We start from the raw sequence: 19,745 nt of genomic DNA on the forward strand, positions 1-19,745 counted from the left end.
TATTTTCAGAAACTATTTTATTTAACATTAAAAAAAACTAACTTATATGTTTAAGACTAAAGATGCTTGGATGAATTTCTTCTATTCATTCGGTGCTGCAATTGTAATTCTTGGAGCTTGGCTTAAAATTACTCACATTTCATTTGGCCCAATCAACGGTAACATCGCACTTACAGTAGGGCTTGTTACAGAGGCAATTATCTTTATTATTTTCGCTTTTGACCCTCCGGCAGCTGAAGAGTCTTACCATTGGGAAAATGTTTATCCTGAATTATTAGATAAACATGCAAACCCAAACCCATTACATTCAAATGTTTCTTCTAAAAATACAATCGATCATTTTGCTGAATTAGAAAATTCTCTATCTGGTAAATTAGACAAGATGCTTCAGGATGCAAAATTAGATGTACAATTATTTGATAGATTAAGAACAGGAATCGATAAATTCTCAAGTTCAGTAGATCAAATCAACCAAACTGTTGATGTATCTGCTTCTACTCATAAGTATAACGATCAGTTAAACAAAGCTGCTCAACACATGGAAAGCATGAACGCTCTATATGCAATGCAATTAGAAAGTGGTCAGAGACAGTCTGATTTTGCTAAAAAATATGTTGAAGATATGCAGAAGTCAGCTGAGCACTCTGAGAAGTTTAATCAAGAATTACAAGGTTTAACAACAAACTTAAACAGCTTAAACAGAGTTTATGGTGGTATGTTAACTGCAATGAAGTCGTAATCCCCAACCATTAATTTAATAAAAAACTAAAGAAAAGAGAATGGCAAAAGGAAAACAGACTCCACGTCAGAAGATGATCAACCTAATGTATTTGGTGTTCATCGCAATGATGGCCCTAAACATTGATGTTGAGATCATTAGATCATATTATGATTCTACAAGAGCTCTTAAGGAAACTAGGTTCTTGACAGAACAGAAGAATGAAGATATTTTTGAGAAGACTTTAGAAGCTAAAGCTCAGCAGGTACCAGATACATATGCTCAGCCTTGGGAAGATTATAAAGGTCTTAAAGCTAAAATTGATCTTTTGGTATCTTCTACTGAAGAAATTAAAATAAAGCTTAAAAAACAATCTGAGTTTCTTGATAAAGATCCTAAAACCGGTAAGGATATGGATGTGAGTGAGAACTTCTCAGCATTGAATAATAACGAAGCAACTACAGAGTATTTCTTTAAAGAAGGTGAGGAGAATAGCCCATCAGCAGGTGCTTTAGAGTTAAAGAAGAAGATGGATGATGTGAAAAATTACATCAACGCCAAATTCGGTGGTAACCAACAACTTAAGAAATTAGTTGATAGAGCAAACACCTCATTATCTGCAGAGTATGCTAATGGAAAATCTCCAAATGGTAAAACTTGGTTTCAGAATAAATTCTATCACCAACCGCTTATTGCTGCGATTTCTAACTTAGAAATTATTCAGAATGATGCGAGAAACGTGCAGTCTGATGCATTAGCTTTAATGCTTCAGGAAAAAGTAGATGCGAGCATCAAATTTAACCAATATGAGGCAATTGTTTCTGCTCCTGCTGATATCCAATCTGGAAAGAAAGCTGAAGCAGTGATTATGTTAGGAACTTATTCTAACAGCAATAAAATCAGCATTAGTGGTGTAAGCAGACAAGAAAACGGTAAAGGATATCTTCCTTTAAACACCGGAGGTCTTGGTGAAAGAAAAATCGGTGGAACTATTACATTAACAGATGCTACAGGAAAAGCTACGCAATATCCTTTCACGCATACTTATAACGTAATTGCGGGTCCTCAACAAGTAAAACTTGAACAAGGTTTATTACTTTCAGCTGATAAGATGAATGTAATGTATAGAGGTTTAGAAAACCCTGTGACAGGATCTATCCTTGGTGCAGACAATGCTAAATTATCTCTATCTGCTCCGGGAGCTGTTGTTAAGAGCACAGGAAAAGGTAAATGGAATGTTATTCCTTCTACAGGGAATGTTGTGAAATTAACGCTTTCTGGAACTGATCCTACAGGTAAATCTGTTTCTCAGGTATTTGAATATAGAATTAAAGGTGTTCCGAGACCACAAGGTCAGATTAGAGGAAAAGCAGTTAACTTTATGCCGGCTGCATCAATTCCTAATCAGGTTGTAGCTGCTACATTACCAGACTTTGATTTCCCTGTGTCATTTACTGTTAACAGCTTTATATTAAAAATTCCAGGAAGAGCAGGAACAATGATTCAAGGTAGTTCTTTATCTGCTGCTGAGGGAGTTTTAAGAGGTCTTAGACCAGGTGATGTTGTTCAAATTTATGATATCCAAGCTACAGCTACAGGACTTGGTAATCAGAGGTTAAAAGAGATTTCACCAGTTATTATCAATGTTCAATAAGATTAATTTGTAAATTCATATTATGAAAAAATATATTAGCAGTGTTTTAGTTTTAGTTACTGGGTTTGCATTCTCCCAGACTATTCTAAATGCTTCTTCTCCGGAAGAGTTCAGACAGATGAGAGCTGAAAATATGAGAAAAGTGGGAGATACTGTTATTAGCAATAAAGTAAAACCACTTGAGTACGGTTTTGTAGATGATAAAGACATCGCAAAAAGTATGATGGTATGGGAGATAATAGACATGAATGATAAAATTAATCAGCCATTCTATTATGATAATCCAGACGGTTTACTTTCAAAGACTACAAGATCATTATATCAAATTTTGTTAGACGCAGCTTTGGAAGGGAAAATCGAGGAAGTATATGAAGATGAAAATTTTGCGACTAGATCAACTCCTGAAGGAATTAAAAAGAAGTTGGAAAGTGAAAGAATTGATGATGAATTAATTGAAATTATAAATTCTGGTGTAACTCCAACAGAAGCTCAAAAAAAGCAATATATTGATTTAATTAGAACGACAACTGATAAGGTTAAGGTTTTGAAAATCATGGGGATGTGGTTCGTTGACAAGAGAGATGGTCAAATGAAATACAGACCATTAGGTATTGCAGCAATGGGTCCAGATCCAACTTCTGTAGGAAGAATTGGTCCAGATGGACAACCTATGGCTGGAGCTGATGAATTAGTTGATTTATTTTGGATTTACTATCCAAAAGCTAGAGAGATCTTAGCAAACAACTATGTTTTCAACAGAAATAATTCATCTGCAGACTTATCTTTTGACGATATAATTAATGCAAGAAGATTTTCTTCAATTATTTATAAATCTTCAACTGGTTTAGGTGATGGTATTATTAAAGACTACATTCCTAGAAATGCTGAGGAGCAATTAGAAGAAAGTGACAGAATCAAAGAACAAATTCTTCAAATGGAAAATGATATGTGGAATTACTAAATTTCACTTGATATTTATAAAAAACCTGAGTACTTTTACTCAGGTTTTTTTATTATGCAAAATGTAGATTATATTATTGTTGGTGACGGTTATGCCGCATTATTTTTTGCCCATCAATTGACAAAAAACAAAAAGTCATTCGTTATTTTTTCTGAGGGAAGGAAAAGCGCATCTCAAATATCCGCAGGAATCATCAATCCTGTTGTGCTTAAGAAATTTACTACATTTTGGCTCGCTCAGCAACAGCTAGATTTTCTCAAAACCTCACTCAATGAAATAGAAAAATATACCGGAACAAATTATCTAATTGACGCTTCCATTCACAGAATTTTTCATGATGAGAACGAACAGAAACTATGGCTTAAAAAGTCGCAATCGGAAGAACTTGCCGAATTTTTAGACGAGAATTTTAAGCATTTGGAGGGCGTTAAAAACGATTTTAGTTCAGGAATGGTTAATCAGTCTGCCAGATTAAACGTTCATGGATTTTTTAATGATTTACTAAGATTTCATGAGAGTAATGCTCAATTAATCAAAGAAAAATTTAATTATAATGAAGTGAATGCTGAAAACTCGACGTATCAGGATTTCCACTTTAGAAATATTATTTTCTGCGAAGGAATGGGTGTAAAAAATAATCCTTTTTTTTCAGACATTCCGGTAATCCCAAATAAAGGACATCACATCAGAGTAAAGCTTTCTGAGCCAATTCCGGAAGATATTACTATCAAAAAGAAACACTTTTTATTTCCGTTAAATAATGAACTGTACTTCTATGGCGGAACATACGACCGGGAGCAGTTGCATGAGCATATTGATCAGTCTGCAGTAGAGCAATTACAAAAAGGATTGTCTGAATTTTATCCAAATGATTTTGATACAGAAGAAGTTCACTTTGGTTTTAGGCCCACTGTAAAAGACCGAAGACCAATTGTTGGGAGACACCCTGAACATCAGAATTTTTATGTTTTCAACGGTTTGGGTGCAAGAGGAATTTTGAATGGTTGCTATTTCTCCAAAAGTATTTATGATTTTATTGAAAACAAGATTGATTTGCCTGCGGAAATTTCTTTAGATAGGTTTTAAATAAAAAAAAGACGTTCAATTCGAGCGTCTTTTGTATTTTTATTGTGAGGCCATTTTGGTTTCAGCCTGATTTCTTTTCCCATGGAATAAAACCATATCCATTTCTTTTTTTAGAAAGGTTACTTCATTTTTAGTTTCAGTGTACAAATATTTATTATCCTCAGTAGAAAATCCGGGAGTAGAGTGATTTTTCTTCAATTCATACGTCTTTCCGTTAAGATGTACTGTGATAATATCTCTTGTATTGTTGGTAATGACTTCCATTTCATCGCCATGACGATCAGAAATAGTTTCTTTTGTAATATCGTCTTGAGACTCCGCTTCGGTATTTACTACGGCTAAATCAGGGTCTTTTGCAGAATGCTTACATGCTGCTAATGTGAGGATTATAAAGAATCCAAGTAGTAATTTTTTCATTTGTAATTGTGATTTTTATGGTTTTCAATAATATTGATTTGGTTGTGTAAAATTACAATTATTTTTCTTTAAAATATGTTAATTTTTAATAATTTAAAGAATTTGGAGTCTATTTATGGATTTTTTTTAAGGGTATGTGTAATTTATTGTTTCTGTCATTCAGTTTTCAGCGAAATTCAAGAAGAGTTAAATTTTGTTAATAGTGAATTGAGTATTAAAATCTAAACTTACCTTTGCCTCTTCAAATGAGAAACTACATCGTATACTTTTTGACTAGCCTTTTTCTGCTTTTTGTAGTGGAAAGCAAGCTTAATGTCAAAACTTTGCGAAGCGACTTTTCTGGTCATATTTCTCACAATTATCCAAATAAAGCTGAACAATCGAATCTGTCTGCTGCGAAGTTTTCTGTTCAGCAGATTACTGATACTGCTGATAATTTTACTTTAGAATTGACAGAAGATGATTTTCAGTTATCTGATACTGTACAGGCAATTATCTTTTTTGCGAGTGTTTTTGGATTGATTTATTCATTTGGATTATTATTTAAGAAAAGATTTAAACCTTCTATTTCTGAATTTTTACAGCATGTTCATTCTGTAAAAACATTCATTCTGATTCGTTCAATCAGAATCTAAAATTTCATTTTCCGATTATCTTTTTTGTTCCAAAACAGGAACGAAAAAGCCTTGCATTGTGTCTATTCTGATTTCATAATGTAAATACTCCCCAGAATTATTTATTCAAACTAACATTTAACGATTTTAATAATACTCTAGATTATGATGAAAAGAGTTCTCCCAGGCGTTGTCTTAAGCGCTGTCCTTTTGCTTGCAAGCTGCAATGGGAAAAAAGAAGAAAAACAGGAAGATTCAGTGTATCCGGTGACGTCACCTGTGAAAATGGATACGATTATTAACAAAGATTATGTCGCCCAGATTCAGTCTGTGAAAAATATTGAAGTTCGTGCGCAGGAAAAAGGTTTCCTTGAGAAAATCTACGTTGATGAAGGTCAATATGTAAGAGCTGGACAAACTTTGTTCAGAATTATGCCGCAGATTTATCAGGCAGAATTACTAAAAGCAAGAGCTGAAGTTGAACAGGCTTCTATCGAACTTAAAAATGCAAGCACTCTTGCCAGCAACAACATTGTTTCAAAAAATGAAAGATTAATGGCAAAAGCTAAGTTAGATGCAGCAAATGCTGAAATGAAACTAGCACAGATTCATCTCTCATTTACGGATATTAAAGCACCATTCTCAGGGATTATCGATAGAATTCCATTGAAATTAGGAAGTTTGGTTGATGAAGGTGATCTTTTGACAACACTTTCAGATAATACCAACATCTACAGTTATTTCAACGTTTCCGAACCTGAATATTTGAATTATCAAACCCATATTGCAGACCGCGGAAGCCAGAATGTAAGCTTAATGATGGCAAATGGCGAGATGTTTAATCAGCAAGGTGAAATTCAAACCATTGAAGGTCAGTTTGACAACGAAACAGGAAATATTGCTTTCAGAGCTAAATTTCCAAATCCTGAAAAACTGTTGAGAAATGGTGAAACCGGAAAAGTACGTATGACTTTACCTCTGAAGAATGCTTTAATTATTCCTCAGAAAGCAACGTACGAAATTCAGGATCAGAAATATGTTTTTGTTGTTGATAAAAATGGGGTAGCAAAATCTAGAAATATTAAAGTTGCCTATGAACTTCCGGATATTTACGTTGTTGCATCTGGTCTTTCAGGTGGTGATAAAATCTTGTTGGAAGGAGTTCAGAAAGTGAAAGACGACCAAAAAGTAAAAGTGAAATTCCAGGATCCGAAGAAAGTTCTTCAGTCTTTAAAATTAAAAGCAGAGTAAAAAATAAATGATAATTGATAAGCGATCATTGATCCATCATTCATCATTAATAATTTATCATTTATAATTTTTTTATGTTTAAAAAATTCATACGCAGACCTGTTCTGTCGATTGTAATCTCTTTGATTATCGTTTTTATGGGAGTTCTATCGTTAATGAAACTTCCAATCACACAATTTCCTGCGATTTCTCCGCCAAAAGTAAATATTACGGCAACGTATCCCGGAGCGAACAACGAATTGTTGGTAAAAGCAGTAGTAATTCCTTTGGAACGCTCATTAAATGGTGTTCCTGGAATGAAATATATGACTTCCGATGCAGGAAATGACGGTGAAACTTCTATTCAGGTAGTTTTCGATTTGGGAACTGATCCCAATGTTGCAGCGGTAAATGTCCAAAACCGTGTTTCTTCTGCGGTAAATAAACTTCCACCTTTGGTAGTTCGAGAAGGGGTGAAAATCACCCGTGAAGAACCGAATATGTTGATGTACATCAATTTATACAGTGACGATCCTAAAGCTGACCAGAAATTCCTTTTCAACTATGCAGATATCAATGTAATGTCTGAATTGAGAAGGGTGAGCGGAGTTGGTTTTGCCGATATTTTGGGAACTCGTGAATATGCAATGCGTATTTGGTTGAAACCGGATCGATTAACGGCTTACAATATTTCAGCTGATGAAGTAATGGAAGCTTTAAACCAACAAAGTTTAGAAGCTTCTCCTGGAAAAACAGGTGAAAGTTCGGGTAAACGTTCTCAGTCTTTTGAATATATTTTGAAATATTCCGGACGTTTTAATAATGAAAAAGATTACGGAAATATTATTCTTAAAGCCAAATCTGCCGGTGAATTTGTAAGATTAAAAGATGTTGCCGATATTGAGTTTGGTTCTTCGATGTACGATATTTATTCTACATTAAACGGAAAACCTTCCGCAGCAATTACCGTAAAACAATCTTACGGATCAAACGCAAGTGATGTTATCAAAAATGTAAAAACCTTAATGGCTCAGTTGGAGAAAACCAACTTTCCGAAAGGAATGCATTACGACATCAGTTATGACGTTTCAAGATTCCTGGATGCATCAATAGAAAAAGTAGTTCATACTTTATTCGAGGCCTTTATTTTGGTGGCAATCGTAGTATTTTTATTCTTGGGAGATTGGCGTTCAACATTGATTCCTGCCATTGCAGTTCCTGTTTCTTTGGTAGGAACTTTTGCTGTCATGTCCGCATTTGGAATTACTTTAAATATGATTTCGCTCTTCGCTTTGGTAATGGCAATTGGGGTCGTCGTCGATGATGCGATTGTTGTGATTGAAGCAGTTCACGCCAAGATGGAAGAAAAAGGACTTTCAGCATTAAAAGCAACTGAAGAAGCAATGCATGAAATCAGTGGAGCAATTATCGCAATCACTTTGGTAATGGCGGCTGTATTTATTCCTGTGGCATTTATGTCGGGACCGGTTGGAGTTTTCTACCGTCAGTTTTCGATTACAATGGCTTCTGCGATTATTCTTTCTGGGATTGTTGCATTAACTTTAACTCCGGCTTTATGTGCTTTAATTCTGAAAAATAACCATGGAAAAGCGAAAAAGAGAGGTCCTATCACTATCCTTTTAGATAAATTCAACGGTCTATTCAACAAAGGAGCTGGGAAATATGAAAAGTTATTGAATAAAACAGTAACTAAAAAATTCATTACACTTCCTTTGTTATTGATCTTCTGTGCCTGTACTTACTTTTTAAGCAACTCATTGCCTTCAGGATTTATTCCGAGTGAAGATCAGGGAATGATTTATGCGATTATTCAGACGCCACCGGGTTCAACGTTGGAACGTACTAATCAGATTGCAAAAGAATTATTGAAAGAATCTGAAGATATTGATGGGGTACAGTCTGTTTCTTCATTGGCAGGTTACGAAATTTTAACGGAAGGAACAGGTTCAAACTCTGGAACATGTCTGATAAACCTTAAAAGTTGGGAAGAGCGTTCTGAATCTGCTGCCGAAATTATAGAAAAGCTAGAAGAAAAAGCCAAAAATATTCCGGGAGCGAATATTGAATTTTTCCAGCCGCCTTCTATTCCTGGTTATGGAGCTGCAGGTGGTTTTGAATTAAGACTTCTCGATAAAGCAGGAAGTGGTGATTACCAGAAAATGGAACAGGTGAGTACGGATTTTGTAAAAGAATTAAAAAAGCGTCCCGAATTAGGTTCTGCATTTACATTCTACTCGGCAAGTTTCCCTCAATATATGCTTAAAATAGATAATGATTTAGCCGAACAAAAAGGCGTAAGTATCGAGAAAGCAATGGACAATCTTTCTACTTTGATTGGTTCAAACTACGAAACAAGTTTCATTCGTTTCGACAGACCTTATAAAGTAATTGTTCAGGCAGGTCCGCAGTATCGTGCTTTACCAAGTGATTTGTTGAAATTGTACGTGAAAAATGATAAAGATCAGATGGTTCCGTATTCAGATTTTATGCATTTAGAAAAGGTATATGGTCTTTCGGAAATCACGAGACATAATATGTATAATTCTTCTGAAGTGAGTGGAACTCCGGCTCCTGGTTACAGTTCCGGACAGGCGATTAAAGCTATTCAGGAAGTGGCAGATAAAACTTTACCGAGAGGTTTCGGAATCGACTGGGCGGGAATTTCAAAAGATGAAGTAGGTCGTGGAAACGAAGCAGTTTATATTTTCTTAATCTGTTTAGGATTTGTTTATTTAATTCTTTCTGCGCAATATGAAAGCTTTATTCTTCCTTTACCGGTAATTCTTTCATTGCCAACAGGGATTTTCGGAGCGTTTTTATGTTTAAAACTTTTAGGTTTAGAAAACAACATCTACGCACAGGTTGCAATGGTTATGTTGATCGGACTTTTAGGTAAAAATGCCGTATTAATTATTGAATTTGCCGTTCAGAAAAAAGCAGAAGAAGGAATTTCTGTGGCGAAAGCGGCAGTTGAAGGAGCTGCAGTGCGTTTCAGACCCATTTTGATGACTTCATTTGCATTTGTAGCAGGATTAATTCCACTAGTAATGGCAACCGGACCAGGAGCTGTTGGTAACAGAACCATCGGAACGGCTGCAGCTGGAGGAATGCTTTTGGGAACCGTTTTCGGACTGATGATTATTCCTGGATTATACTACATTTTCGGAACTATTGCCGACAAAACAAGATTAGCAAAATACGAAGAAGAAAATCCTTTAACAGAACAAACAGAACCTTACCAACACGATGATAAACATGAAGATTTATAATAAATATATTGTAGCTATAGCTGTATCGCTTGTATTGGCAAGTTGTAAAGCGCCGATGGCAACTGTCATTCAAGACGAAGTGAAAAATAATATTCCTGAGAATTTTAAGCAAGATGAACAACAGGATGTAAATAATAACAGCGGAACAACTCCCTGGAGACAATTTTTTACCGATCCGAATCTGGTAAGTTTAATTGAAACTTCTCTTAAAAATAATCAGGAGTTGATGATTACGCTGCAGGAAATTGAAATTGCCAAAAGTGGAGTCGTTGCCAAAAAAGGAAAACTTTCTCCCAATGTGAGAGCTGGTTTAGGAGCAGGAGTAAAAAAAGCAGGTCGTTACACAAGTGAAGGAGCAGGTGATGCTTCCACAGAAATTGAGCCAGGAAAAGAAATGCCTGATCCGCTTGGAAATTTTGAAGGCGGTTTGATGGCAAACTGGGAAATCGATATCTGGAAAAAACTTAGAAATGAGAAAGATGCCGCAGTTGCACATTATCTTTCGACAGTTGAAGGAAAGAATTTTGTTCTTTCAAATCTGATTGAGGAAGTTGCTGATAATTATTACGAATTATTGGCGCTGGATAATCAGTTGGATATTATACAGCAGTACATCACATTGCAGAAAAGAGCTTTAGAAATTTCAAAAATCCAGAAACAGGCAGCTGCAGCAACGGAATTGGCGGTGAAAAAATTTGAAGCTGAATTGGCAAAATCTAAAGCTACAGAATACACAATTCGTCAGCAGATTACTGAAAAAGAAAATCAGATCAATGCACTTTGTGGTCGTTATCCGCAACCCATTGTGAGAACGAAAGAGAGTTTTATGTCTACCATTCCGCAAACGGTTTATACGGGAATTCCGTCTCAATTATTGGCTAATCGTCCTGATATTAAGCAGGCAGAATTAGAATTAAAAGCAGCAAAATTAGATGTTGAAGCCGCAAGAAAAGAGTTTTATCCAAGCTTGGAAATCTCTGCAACTTTAGGATTGGAAGCTTTTAAACCATCTTATTTAATTAAGATGCCGGAATCCATTGCTTACAATTTGATTGGAGAATTGGCAGGACCGCTGATTAACAAAAGTGCTATCAAAGCTAATTTTCAAACAGCAGATGCAAAACAGATTCAGGCATTGTACGAATATGACAAAACGATCTTGAATGCCTATTTAGATATTTCAAATCTGATGTCGAAAGTGAAAAACATCGATCAGTATTATCAGTTGAAATCTCAGGAAACTCAGGCTTTAGACCAATCGATTGATATTGCGAATCAGCTTTTCAAAAACTCAAGGGCGGATTATCTGGAAGTTTTGTTAAACCAAAGAGATGCTTTAGATGCAAAAATGGAACTTATCGAAGCAAAGCAAAAACAGTTAAGCACCGTTGTCGACATTTACAAAAGCTTAGGCGGCGGCTGGAAATAATTTTTTTTTATATTCATATATCATTATTTCAATCGTTGGGTTCGGCTCTGTTTTCAGAGCCGAACTTTTTTATAAATAATATCGTAATTGAAAAACAATTCTGTTTGTAAATTTCTTCGAGCGACGGAGGTTTAAAACAACCTTGTTTGTAACTTCCTGCATTCGCATTTTATTTAAAACAACCCTGTTTACGACCAACTGCAAACGCAGGAAGTCTCCTGCAACTTGCGGGAAACCTCATGCGTTCGTAGAAAGTCTCCAACACTTTGTTTGTAACAAATCAACTTTTTGAGTTTTTTCAGTCGAAGATTTTTCTAAAAATAGTTTAATCCAAAATAAAACACGTCAAGTTTTGACGCTTTACACCTATAGCTTTGCTCTATAAAATATTAAGAGCTATGGAAATTCCGTTTTATTTAAGTTTCAGAGAATTCGAAAATCAATATTATAACAATCTTGAAAAGTGGTTTGAAAATGCCAAAAATACGAGTGAAACAGATTTTTTACTTCATGTAAAAGAGATGTACAAACCTTATTTGTGTTATAATTTTTCAGAAGACAAGTTACAGGCAGATGCTGTGATTGAAGTGAAAAACTGTTTTTTTCCATATCATGAAAACTTTGGAATTTCATTTAATATGAATCATGCCAATGCAAAAAGTTTCAAAACGGGAATCAACAACATTTCTGAGTTGAAAACCATCAGCATGATGGAATATGCCCAACATATTTTAGACAGAATTCATCATTACTTTCAGAAAAATAAAATTTCAATGAAAGAAAATGAGACAATTTTAAACTATATCAATCATTACGAAATCATCACTGCAAAAGAGAAGACAGGATATTGCCTGGACTATAATTTACATCAGAAAAAACTTCCGTTTTTAAAGGCTTTTCTGCCTCATTTTGGAAGTACAGTCGATATGGCTTTGTACAGAAATTTCTATTTTTCAGTCGTGAGAATTGCAGATTTCATCGATTACAAACTGAAAGCGGTTGAAAATTTCGAACAAAGTATTTACAGCGAACTCCGCTCTGAAGCAATGATGAAAATTCATATGAGAAATCAGAATTTTCTCACGGTTTGCAATTGATTTTTTAGGAGCTTAATCCGGCTTTCCGCTGTATCTTTTTCGCCCACGCTTTTTTTGCAAAGCTAATCCAGAAAAAGGATGTCGTTGCAATCCGGGCTAGGAAGGAAGTCTGTAATTCAACCAAGTAAACACCAACATTCATACTTCATTATATTGTCGAAGTGCATTTTTGAAACTGCATTTCAAGCAAAAAACCAGATCGATTGATCTGGTTTTTGTTTTTTATAAATTTATAAAAATGAAATTATTAACTATGGTGTTTTTACTCGGACTAAGCTCGTTATTCTATCTAACTTTTTGGGGCTTGCCGAAGGCAGGGGTTTTTAGCGCAAAAGTTCAATAAAAATACTGCTGTTGAACCTTGCACAAATGTTCAATCGAAGAACTTCATCCCCGTTTTTTGTAAACCCCTGTTGGCAGATGTGCTTTTTAACAATCTAAAATAATAATTTCCATTAGAGATCTATTCAATTATATTGTTTGTTGTATAAAATATAATAAAATAGAATTATTATGCTAGTTTTATTATTTTAAACATTCACAGCTTATTACTTTATCTTTTGTAAAATCAATTCCTGTAGTAAAGTAAATGTCATCTTGATAGCCTGCTCCATCATAATCTTGATTAATATCTAAATACAGATATTTACACTTTCCATCCTGCGTATACCCAACATATGTTTCAATATATCTTTTAGTTATTATTCCGTAATTATTTCTTTTGATAGTCCATTTATCCGAGGTTACTCGTACTATTTTTGGCTCAATATTATATCCTTTTGATTTAATAAAATTAATAATTTTAGCTTCCAAGCCTTTTTCATTCATTTTTGCAGCGGGCATACAAAAAACAGGGTCATTTTTATCAAACTTTAGATCTTTAATTACCATATCTATTTCTCCCACTGAAATTGGTTTGAAATCTATATTATTCGCAATAGAATTTGTTATATAAGGAATATAAACTAATTTTAGTTTATGTCCTCCAGGTGTCAACAAATTAGATTTTGATTTTAATGTTTTAAAAAGTCTTTCACCGAAATTTTCACTGTTATTATCACCACTATATAGAGTAGCTTTTAGAGACAAAGATGTTTTAATTTCAGATTTAGAATCATCATCAATTGCAATCCCTTTTCCATCTAAATATAAATATAATTTGTATCCGGAATCCCATATTCTGGAATCAGTACCAGCATTAATATCTTTTGCTTTTACGCCATTTTCCGTCATCTGCAAGAACATACTATTCATCATGGATTGAGAAAAGAAACCTTTAATGTATAGTTTGTCTCCGAATGTGTAGGATGTAATGAATTTTGAATCAGTATCTGATTTTTCGATTTCAGAATTCGAGAATACAACTTTCCCTGCATATTTATTGTGAAGATTTGCATAATCTCCTTCAAGTTTTTCTCCTTCAAATAATTTTAATTTTGATTTTTGTTTTTCAATTTCTTTTACATCCTGTGCATTACAGACTGAAACAAATAGTCCAAAAGTTAAAAATAATACCTTTGTAAATTTCATAATTTAAAATAATTTTATTGGTTGTTATTAATTTGTTTAGTTATTCATACAGCTTTGCAGCATTTCTGCCAACATCTAAATTTACGCATTAAGCCAATATAAAATATGTATTATTGCGCTTATCTTGTGTGGATTTTATATAATGATTTGTAAATTAGTTCATTAATTTTATTTATATGTGGATAAACGCAACAATGATAAATGAAAAACTGATAGAGCAATTTATATATTCCGACATAAGTCATGCAGACGGGAAAAGACTAGAATTTTTAAAAATAAAAAAAGCGTTGAAAATCAACGCTTTTGCAGAGAGGAAGGGATTCGAACCCTCGATACAGTTACCCGCATACTACCTTTCCAGGGTAGCTCCTTCAACCACTCGGACACCTCTCTATGTTTTGAAGACTGCAAAAATAGGCTATTTTATTGAATTAACAAATTCTTAATTTAAAATTACCCGCTTATTTCTCCGCAAAGATTCCACGAGAAATTATCAGCAAAACTTCCGCTGTAATTAGGGTTGTCAATCAAATGCATTGCTTTGGTAATCGCAGCTTCAGCAGTCATATCTCTTCCGCTGATGGCTCCGATTCTTGAGAAAATATTACTATTTTCATATTTTCCAAAAGAAATTCCGCCTGAAATACACTGACTTACCACTACGATTTCAGTTCCGTTATTTCTGATTTGCTGTAAAGTTTCCAAAGTTTTTTCACTGCTAAAAATTGTTCCAGAACCGAAAACCTGCAAAATCAAAACTTTCATTTTTGGAATTTCTTTAAAATGATTAAGTTTCATTCCCGGAAAAATTCGCCAAAACAAAACATCTTCAGAAATATGTTCGTCTACATGAAACTCGATTCTCCCATCACAACGGAAAAGATTATCCTTTTTAATTTTTAAATGAACTCCGGATTGCCCCAAAATCGGGTAGTTCGGACTTGCGTAAGCATCAAAATACTCTGCAGAATATTTCAAAGTACGGTTTCCTCTCAATAATTTATACTCAAAGTAAATCGCAACCTCCTGAATCACCGCATCATTAAATTCATACAGACTTGCATAATATAAGCTTGTCAAAAGATTTTCTTTCGCATCCGTTCTTAAATCACCGATTGGAAGCTGTGAACCTGTTAAAATAACTGGTTTTGTCAAACCTTTCAACATAAAACTCAATGCAGAAGCGGTGTAAGACATGGTATCTGTTCCATGAAGAATTAAAAATCCGTCGTATTTTTTATAATTATCGAATACCAAATTAGCAATCATTCTCCATTCTTCAGGTCCCATATCGGATGAGTCGAGCGGCTGTGCGAAAGGATGAACGAAAACTTCACATTCCATTAGCTTCATTTCTGGCATTTTTTCAAAAATATTTCCGAAATCAAAGGCACGGAGACTTCCGGTTTCGTAATCTTTTTCCATACCAATCGTTCCACCGGTATAAATAAGCAGGACTTTTCTTTTCATGTGAACTTTTCTTAAAAGATTTAAATCATTTTCAGATTCAGAATTTCAAAATTACGTTAATTTGCAAAGATTTGAAAGAAGATGAAAGATTTAGAGCAAACTTACGAGTATTTACAGCAGTTTTTGACGGAAGAAAGATTAAGAAAAATTGAGCATTTTGCCCCTGAAAGTTCAGATTTTATCCTTCCGGTGATTGAAGATATTTATCAGTTCAGAAATGCAGCGGCAATTGTGCGTTCCGTTGAAGCTTGTGGTTTTCATAAAGTTGTTGCTTTACAGGAAGAACATAGTTTTGAGCCCAATTTAAGAGTGACAAAAGGCGCAGATACTTGGGTTGAAGTAGAAAGACTTCCTCGGAATATGGAATCTTTTCAAAATATCAAAGACAGAGGTTATAAAATGGTGGCAGTTTCGCTCGAAAAAAATGCGAAATTTTTACCAGATTACGAAATTACAGGACCTATTGCTCTTGTTTTTGGAACTGAAATGGAAGGTGTTTCTCAAGAAATTTTAGATTTTGCTGATGAAACTTTGGCGATTCCGATGTATGGTTTTACGAGAAGTTTTAATGTTTCTGTTGCGGCTTCCATTTGTATGTATGAATTAAAACAAAAACTGATAAAATCTAATATTGATTATAAATTAAATGAAGAAAAGCTAATGAGAATGAAAATTCGCTGGACTGTAAATTCTATAAAAAGCGGTGAGCAGATTTTAGCTAAATATTTAAGAGAAAATAATATTAGTTTAAGCTGATGAAAAACATCTTTTTCTTGATTGTTTTACTTTTGATTTTTTCTTGTAAAAAAGAGAATAAATCAAAATTTGTTGCTCCTAAAATGCCACAAGATTCTTCAGTAATTTCAAAGGAGAAAGAAGTTAAACTGACTGACGAAGAAATTTTAAAGATTCAGGAAGAAGAAGAGAAAGAAAGATCGCAAATTGTAAGAAAATATACACTTTCAAAAAAAGGAAACGGTTTTGAATACAAGGTTTTTTGCGAAGAAGAGAAAAGTGGGATGATCAATTTCACAAAAGTAAACGTTTTGAAATCCGGCAAGTTGTTTCAACAATTAAAAATCGATAAAGATTCTACAATTGTATTTCATGACTACGAAGTCGATTTTTCTTCTGACGAAGACTGGAATTTTGATGGCTATAATGATTTTAAACTGATCAAGTGGGTGGGAATGGTTGATCAATCGTATTATTTATGGCTTTATGATAAAAAGTCAGGAAAGTATAAATTTTCACCTTCTTTTGGTGAAATTATAAATCCTGTTGCTCATAAAAAGAGTAAAGAAATTACATCAAGTTATCATGCCGGTCCTTCAACCTATTATTATTCACCTTATCAATTCAAAAAAGGAAAATATATCCAAACACACTCTGAAGTAGAGGGTGAGGGTGATTAAAAAAAGATTGACTAAATAATAAATTCAGCTTTTTAAAGTTATAATTAAAATTTTAAATCATCATGGTGAGATTATTGCCTGTTTTGTTTTTGTTTTTATCAGCCTGTTTGTTTTCGCAACTGAAATTTGATACACTATCTCAAAGAAAATTGAAAACAACAGTTACTCCAGCAATATTAGTTGGCTATCATTATGCAGGTGATGCAAAAGATAATACGGAAACTTTTAGGGCATCACAAATGCATATCATCGAAGTTGTTCTTGCTAAAATCATTAGTTATGGTGGAAATCACGGCGCCGCAAAAGTGTATTATGCAGGAAGTGATTTCATTATCAATAACCGTCATGGATTTTTTATGGCACCAAAAGTAGGAGTAAGTTCCAATGCTGGAATGTCTTTGGGTGCAGAAGTGCAATTTCAGACCAATTTTGAAAAAGTAATTCCACGAATAATGCCTTATTTTGGATTTGGCGGCGGTGGTGGAAAACTCACTGTTGGATATAATTTTAGACTGTTGAAAGTCGAAAATTTTCCAATCAATACTCTTCAAATTGGAATAACCTGGCCAATAAAAAGATTTAAAGAAAAATCTATTTAATCATCTTGTTATAATTCCAGGCTGCAACAAAAACTCCCGCGGTTTCTGTTCTTAAGCGCTGATTTCCAAGAGAAACTGCTTTAATTCCTTTCTCTGCTAAAAACAAAATTTCTTTATCTGAAAAATCTCCTTCCGGACCAATCAGAAAAGTGTAGTTTTCTAATTTTGGAATTTGATTTAAATTTATTCTTTCTAAATTTTCATTGCAATGCGCAACAAAAGTGGTTTCATGATCAACCGTTTTAAGAAAGTCCTGAATTTTAATTAAATCATTGATAACAGGAAAATGAAATCTAAGACTTTGCTTTGAGGCTGAAATTGCCTGTTTTCTTAATTTATCAATATTCAGGTTTTTACGTTCTGTTTTTTCGGTTTGAAGAATCGTAATTTCAGAAATTCCCATTTCAACAGCTTTTTCAACAAAAAACTCAATTCTGTCAATATTTTTTGTTGGAGCAATCGCAATATGAAGTTTCGGACTGAAATCTGGAGTTTCCGTTTTAATTTCTAAAACCTCAATTCCTGCTTTTTTACCTTCAATAATCAATGTTCCGAAAGCAAGATTTCCTTTTCCATCAGTTACATGAATTTCTTCACCGTTTTTCATGCGGAGAACTTTCACGATGTGTTGCTGCTCTTCGTCGTTAATGATTGATTTTCCGTTATTGATTTCTCCAAAAAAAAGTTTCATTTTTATACTTTAAAAAGAAAATTAGACAATTATGTGATTTTTAAAACGTAATTTCATTATCGCTCAAAAAAGCCACTCCGGTTTTTATCGTCGTATAAATATCGCCTTCACAATCTCTGTACGAACAAGTGTAAATTTCTTCAATCCACTTATTATTCATAAAAATCAAATTCAGATATTCGTTTTTTCTTAAATTATTTTTGATCGATAAATAATCTCCTTCTTTGGGTTCGTAAGCAAAACTAAACACATTTTCTGAATTGATTTTCTCAATAATCTCATCCTTTACATTTTGAACATATCCTATTTCTGAACTCGCCATCAAATAATCGTCGTCTTCAGATTTTTCTGTCACTTCATTTTTTCCAGTAATGGTTTCCAAAACCCAATAATATTTTGAGTTTTTTTTAGATTGCGTTCCCAGTACTTTTTCTTCTAATAATACTTTCATCTGTAGATGTTTATTTAAGTCGTTATTTTTTAGGAGATTTTCTATCCTTTTAGAGTTGGGGAAAGAAAATATCTTTTATAAATCATATTTTGATGTTGCTGTAGTTCTCAGATCTGTAAATTCCCCTCTTTCAAATTTCAGTTGGGCTACCATTGCAATCATTGCGGCATTATCCGTTGTATATTCAAATTTCGGAATGTAAATGTTCCAGCCTAATTTTTTGTGATTGTCCTGCATCACTTGTCTTAAAGCGGAATTGGCAGAAACTCCACCCGCAATCGCAACTTCTTTTATATCTAAATCTTTCGCAGCTTTTTCCAGTTTATTCATTAAAATTTCAATGATGCACTTTTGTACAGAAGCACAAAGATCATTCATATTTTCTTTAATGAAATCAGGATTTTTCTTTACTTCTTTTTGAATAAAATAAAGAACTGAAGTTTTAATTCCGCTGAAAGAATAATCGTAATTTTCTAATCTTGGTTTATTGAATTTAAATGCATCAGGATTTCCTTCTTTTGCCAAACGGTCGATAATCGGTCCCGCCGGATAATCCAAATCTAAAATTTTGCCGATTTTATCGAATGCTTCACCGGCCGCATCATCGATGGTTTTTCCGATAATTTCCATGTCAAAATAATCTTTCACCAGGACAATCATGGTATGTCCGCCGCTTACCGTAAGACACAAAAAAGGGAATTTAGGCGGCACAGGATTTGCATCGTCGATGAAGTGCGCCAAAATATGCGCCTGAAGGTGATTTACTTCAATCAAAGGAACATCTAAACTCATAGCCAGAGACTTAGCAAAAGAGGTTCCTACGAGGAGAGAACCCAAAAGTCCTGGGCCACGGGTAAAGCCTATGGCAGAGATTGCATTTTGTTGTATATTTGCTTTGGTAAAGGATTTTTCTACTACGGGAATAATATTCTGCTGATGAGCTCGTGACGCAAGCTCAGGAACCACGCCTCCATATTCTTTATGGATTTCCTGGTTTGCGGCAATATTTGAAAGAATAGAATTTCCTTTGATAATGGCTGCTGAAGTATCGTCACAAGACGATTCGATACCTAAAATTATAGAGTCACTCATA

The 19,745-nt window shown here is 34.1% G+C and carries 18 protein-coding genes and 1 tRNA gene; 12 read left to right on the forward strand and 7 right to left on the reverse strand.

What is annotated here, in order from left to right; translation table 11 throughout:
- Nucleotides 1-46 precede the first annotated feature (46 nt).
- From gldL to LNP04_RS15410, 4 genes are read left to right on the forward strand one after another with little or no spacing between them, the layout of a single operon-like run.
- Nucleotides 47-739, forward strand: a complete 693-nt coding sequence (gldL, locus tag LNP04_RS15395; RefSeq protein WP_129536209.1) for a gliding motility protein GldL — start codon at nt 47-49, stop codon at nt 737-739.
- A 40-nt stretch (nt 740-779) separates the two neighbouring features.
- A complete protein-coding gene (locus tag LNP04_RS15400) occupies nt 780-2,372 on the forward strand; it encodes a GldM family protein (protein ID WP_229983788.1) in 1,593 nt (530 codons plus the stop codon).
- 22 nt (nt 2,373-2,394) lie between these two features.
- Nucleotides 2,395-3,333, forward strand: a complete 939-nt coding sequence (gene gldN / locus LNP04_RS15405; protein WP_229983789.1) for a gliding motility protein GldN — start codon at nt 2,395-2,397, stop codon at nt 3,331-3,333.
- 54 nt (nt 3,334-3,387) lie between these two features.
- Nucleotides 3,388-4,419 carry an FAD-binding oxidoreductase gene (locus LNP04_RS15410; RefSeq protein ID WP_229983790.1) on the forward strand — a complete coding sequence of 344 codons (1,032 nt, stop codon included), beginning with the start codon at nt 3,388-3,390 and terminating at the stop codon, nt 4,417-4,419.
- A 39-nt stretch (nt 4,420-4,458) separates the two neighbouring features.
- Here the strand turns inward: LNP04_RS15410 and LNP04_RS15415 are convergent, their stop codons facing one another.
- Nucleotides 4,459-4,836 carry a hypothetical protein gene (locus LNP04_RS15415; protein WP_229983791.1) on the reverse strand — a complete coding sequence of 126 codons (378 nt, stop codon included), beginning with the start codon at nt 4,834-4,836 and terminating at the stop codon, nt 4,459-4,461.
- Nucleotides 4,837-5,081: 245 nt separating this feature from the next.
- Between LNP04_RS15415 and LNP04_RS15420 the strand changes: the two genes are divergently transcribed.
- The 5 genes from LNP04_RS15420 (at nt 5,082) to LNP04_RS15440 (ending at nt 12,496) form a co-directional block, all read left to right on the forward strand.
- Nucleotides 5,082-5,471, forward strand: a complete 390-nt coding sequence (locus LNP04_RS15420; RefSeq protein WP_229983792.1) for a hypothetical protein — start codon at nt 5,082-5,084, stop codon at nt 5,469-5,471.
- 147 nt (nt 5,472-5,618) lie between these two features.
- Nucleotides 5,619-6,701, forward strand: a complete 1,083-nt coding sequence (locus LNP04_RS15425) for an efflux RND transporter periplasmic adaptor subunit (protein WP_407928662.1) — start codon at nt 5,619-5,621, stop codon at nt 6,699-6,701.
- A 74-nt stretch (nt 6,702-6,775) separates the two neighbouring features.
- Nucleotides 6,776-9,970, forward strand: a complete 3,195-nt coding sequence (locus tag LNP04_RS15430; RefSeq protein WP_229983794.1) for an efflux RND transporter permease subunit — start codon at nt 6,776-6,778, stop codon at nt 9,968-9,970.
- Nucleotides 9,957-11,399, forward strand: a complete 1,443-nt coding sequence (locus LNP04_RS15435; protein WP_229983795.1) for a TolC family protein — start codon at nt 9,957-9,959, stop codon at nt 11,397-11,399. The genes LNP04_RS15430 and LNP04_RS15435 overlap by 14 nt, the downstream gene beginning before the upstream one ends.
- 398 nt (nt 11,400-11,797) lie before the next feature.
- Nucleotides 11,798-12,496, forward strand: a complete 699-nt coding sequence (locus LNP04_RS15440; RefSeq protein ID WP_229983796.1) for a hypothetical protein — start codon at nt 11,798-11,800, stop codon at nt 12,494-12,496.
- Nucleotides 12,497-13,021: 525 nt separating this feature from the next.
- Here the strand turns inward: LNP04_RS15440 and LNP04_RS15445 are convergent.
- The 3 genes from LNP04_RS15445 to LNP04_RS15455 all read right to left on the reverse strand — a co-directional run bounded on the left by LNP04_RS15445 (nt 13,022) and on the right by LNP04_RS15455 (nt 15,496).
- Complete coding sequence (locus tag LNP04_RS15445) at nt 13,022-14,026, reverse strand: hypothetical protein (protein WP_229983797.1); 1,005 nt, start codon at nt 14,024-14,026, stop codon at nt 13,022-13,024.
- Between the two features lie 306 nt (nt 14,027-14,332).
- Nucleotides 14,333-14,419, reverse strand: a tRNA-Ser gene (locus LNP04_RS15450).
- A gap of 60 nt (nt 14,420-14,479) precedes the next feature.
- Complete coding sequence (locus LNP04_RS15455) at nt 14,480-15,496, reverse strand: asparaginase (protein ID WP_229983798.1); 1,017 nt, start codon at nt 15,494-15,496, stop codon at nt 14,480-14,482.
- A gap of 81 nt (nt 15,497-15,577) precedes the next feature.
- Between LNP04_RS15455 and LNP04_RS15460 the strand changes: the two genes are divergently transcribed.
- The 3 genes from LNP04_RS15460 to LNP04_RS15470 all read left to right on the forward strand — a co-directional run bounded on the left by LNP04_RS15460 (nt 15,578) and on the right by LNP04_RS15470 (nt 17,510).
- Complete coding sequence (locus LNP04_RS15460) at nt 15,578-16,252, forward strand: RNA methyltransferase (RefSeq protein ID WP_229983799.1); 675 nt, start codon at nt 15,578-15,580, stop codon at nt 16,250-16,252.
- On the forward strand, nt 16,252-16,911 hold the full coding sequence (locus tag LNP04_RS15465) for an XAC2610-related protein (RefSeq protein WP_229983800.1): 660 nt from the start codon (nt 16,252-16,254) through the stop codon (nt 16,909-16,911). The genes LNP04_RS15460 and LNP04_RS15465 overlap by 1 nt, the downstream gene beginning before the upstream one ends.
- Nucleotides 16,912-17,060: 149 nt before the next feature.
- Entirely contained in the window at nt 17,061-17,510 is a 450-nt protein-coding gene (locus LNP04_RS15470; RefSeq protein ID WP_229983801.1) for a hypothetical protein, read from the forward strand.
- On the opposite strand, the gene LNP04_RS15475 is transcribed toward LNP04_RS15470, so the two are convergent.
- The 3 genes from LNP04_RS15475 to tsaD all read right to left on the reverse strand — a co-directional run bounded on the left by LNP04_RS15475 (nt 17,503) and on the right by tsaD (nt 19,744).
- Nucleotides 17,503-18,201, reverse strand: coding sequence for a 16S rRNA (uracil(1498)-N(3))-methyltransferase (locus LNP04_RS15475; protein WP_229983802.1), 699 nt, complete (start codon nt 18,199-18,201; stop codon nt 17,503-17,505). The two genes, LNP04_RS15470 and LNP04_RS15475, sit on opposite strands and share 8 nt — an antisense overlap.
- 40 nt (nt 18,202-18,241) lie before the next feature.
- Entirely contained in the window at nt 18,242-18,652 is a 411-nt protein-coding gene (locus LNP04_RS15480) for a hypothetical protein (RefSeq protein WP_229983803.1), read from the reverse strand.
- A 75-nt stretch (nt 18,653-18,727) separates the two neighbouring features.
- On the reverse strand, nt 18,728-19,744 hold the full coding sequence (gene tsaD / locus LNP04_RS15485) for a tRNA (adenosine(37)-N6)-threonylcarbamoyltransferase complex transferase subunit TsaD (protein WP_229983804.1): 1,017 nt from the start codon (nt 19,742-19,744) through the stop codon (nt 18,728-18,730).
- Nucleotide 19,745 lies beyond the last annotated feature (1 nt).

Source organism: Chryseobacterium sp. C-71 (assembly GCF_020911865.1).
Classification (GTDB): Bacteria; Bacteroidota; Bacteroidia; order Flavobacteriales; family Weeksellaceae; genus Chryseobacterium.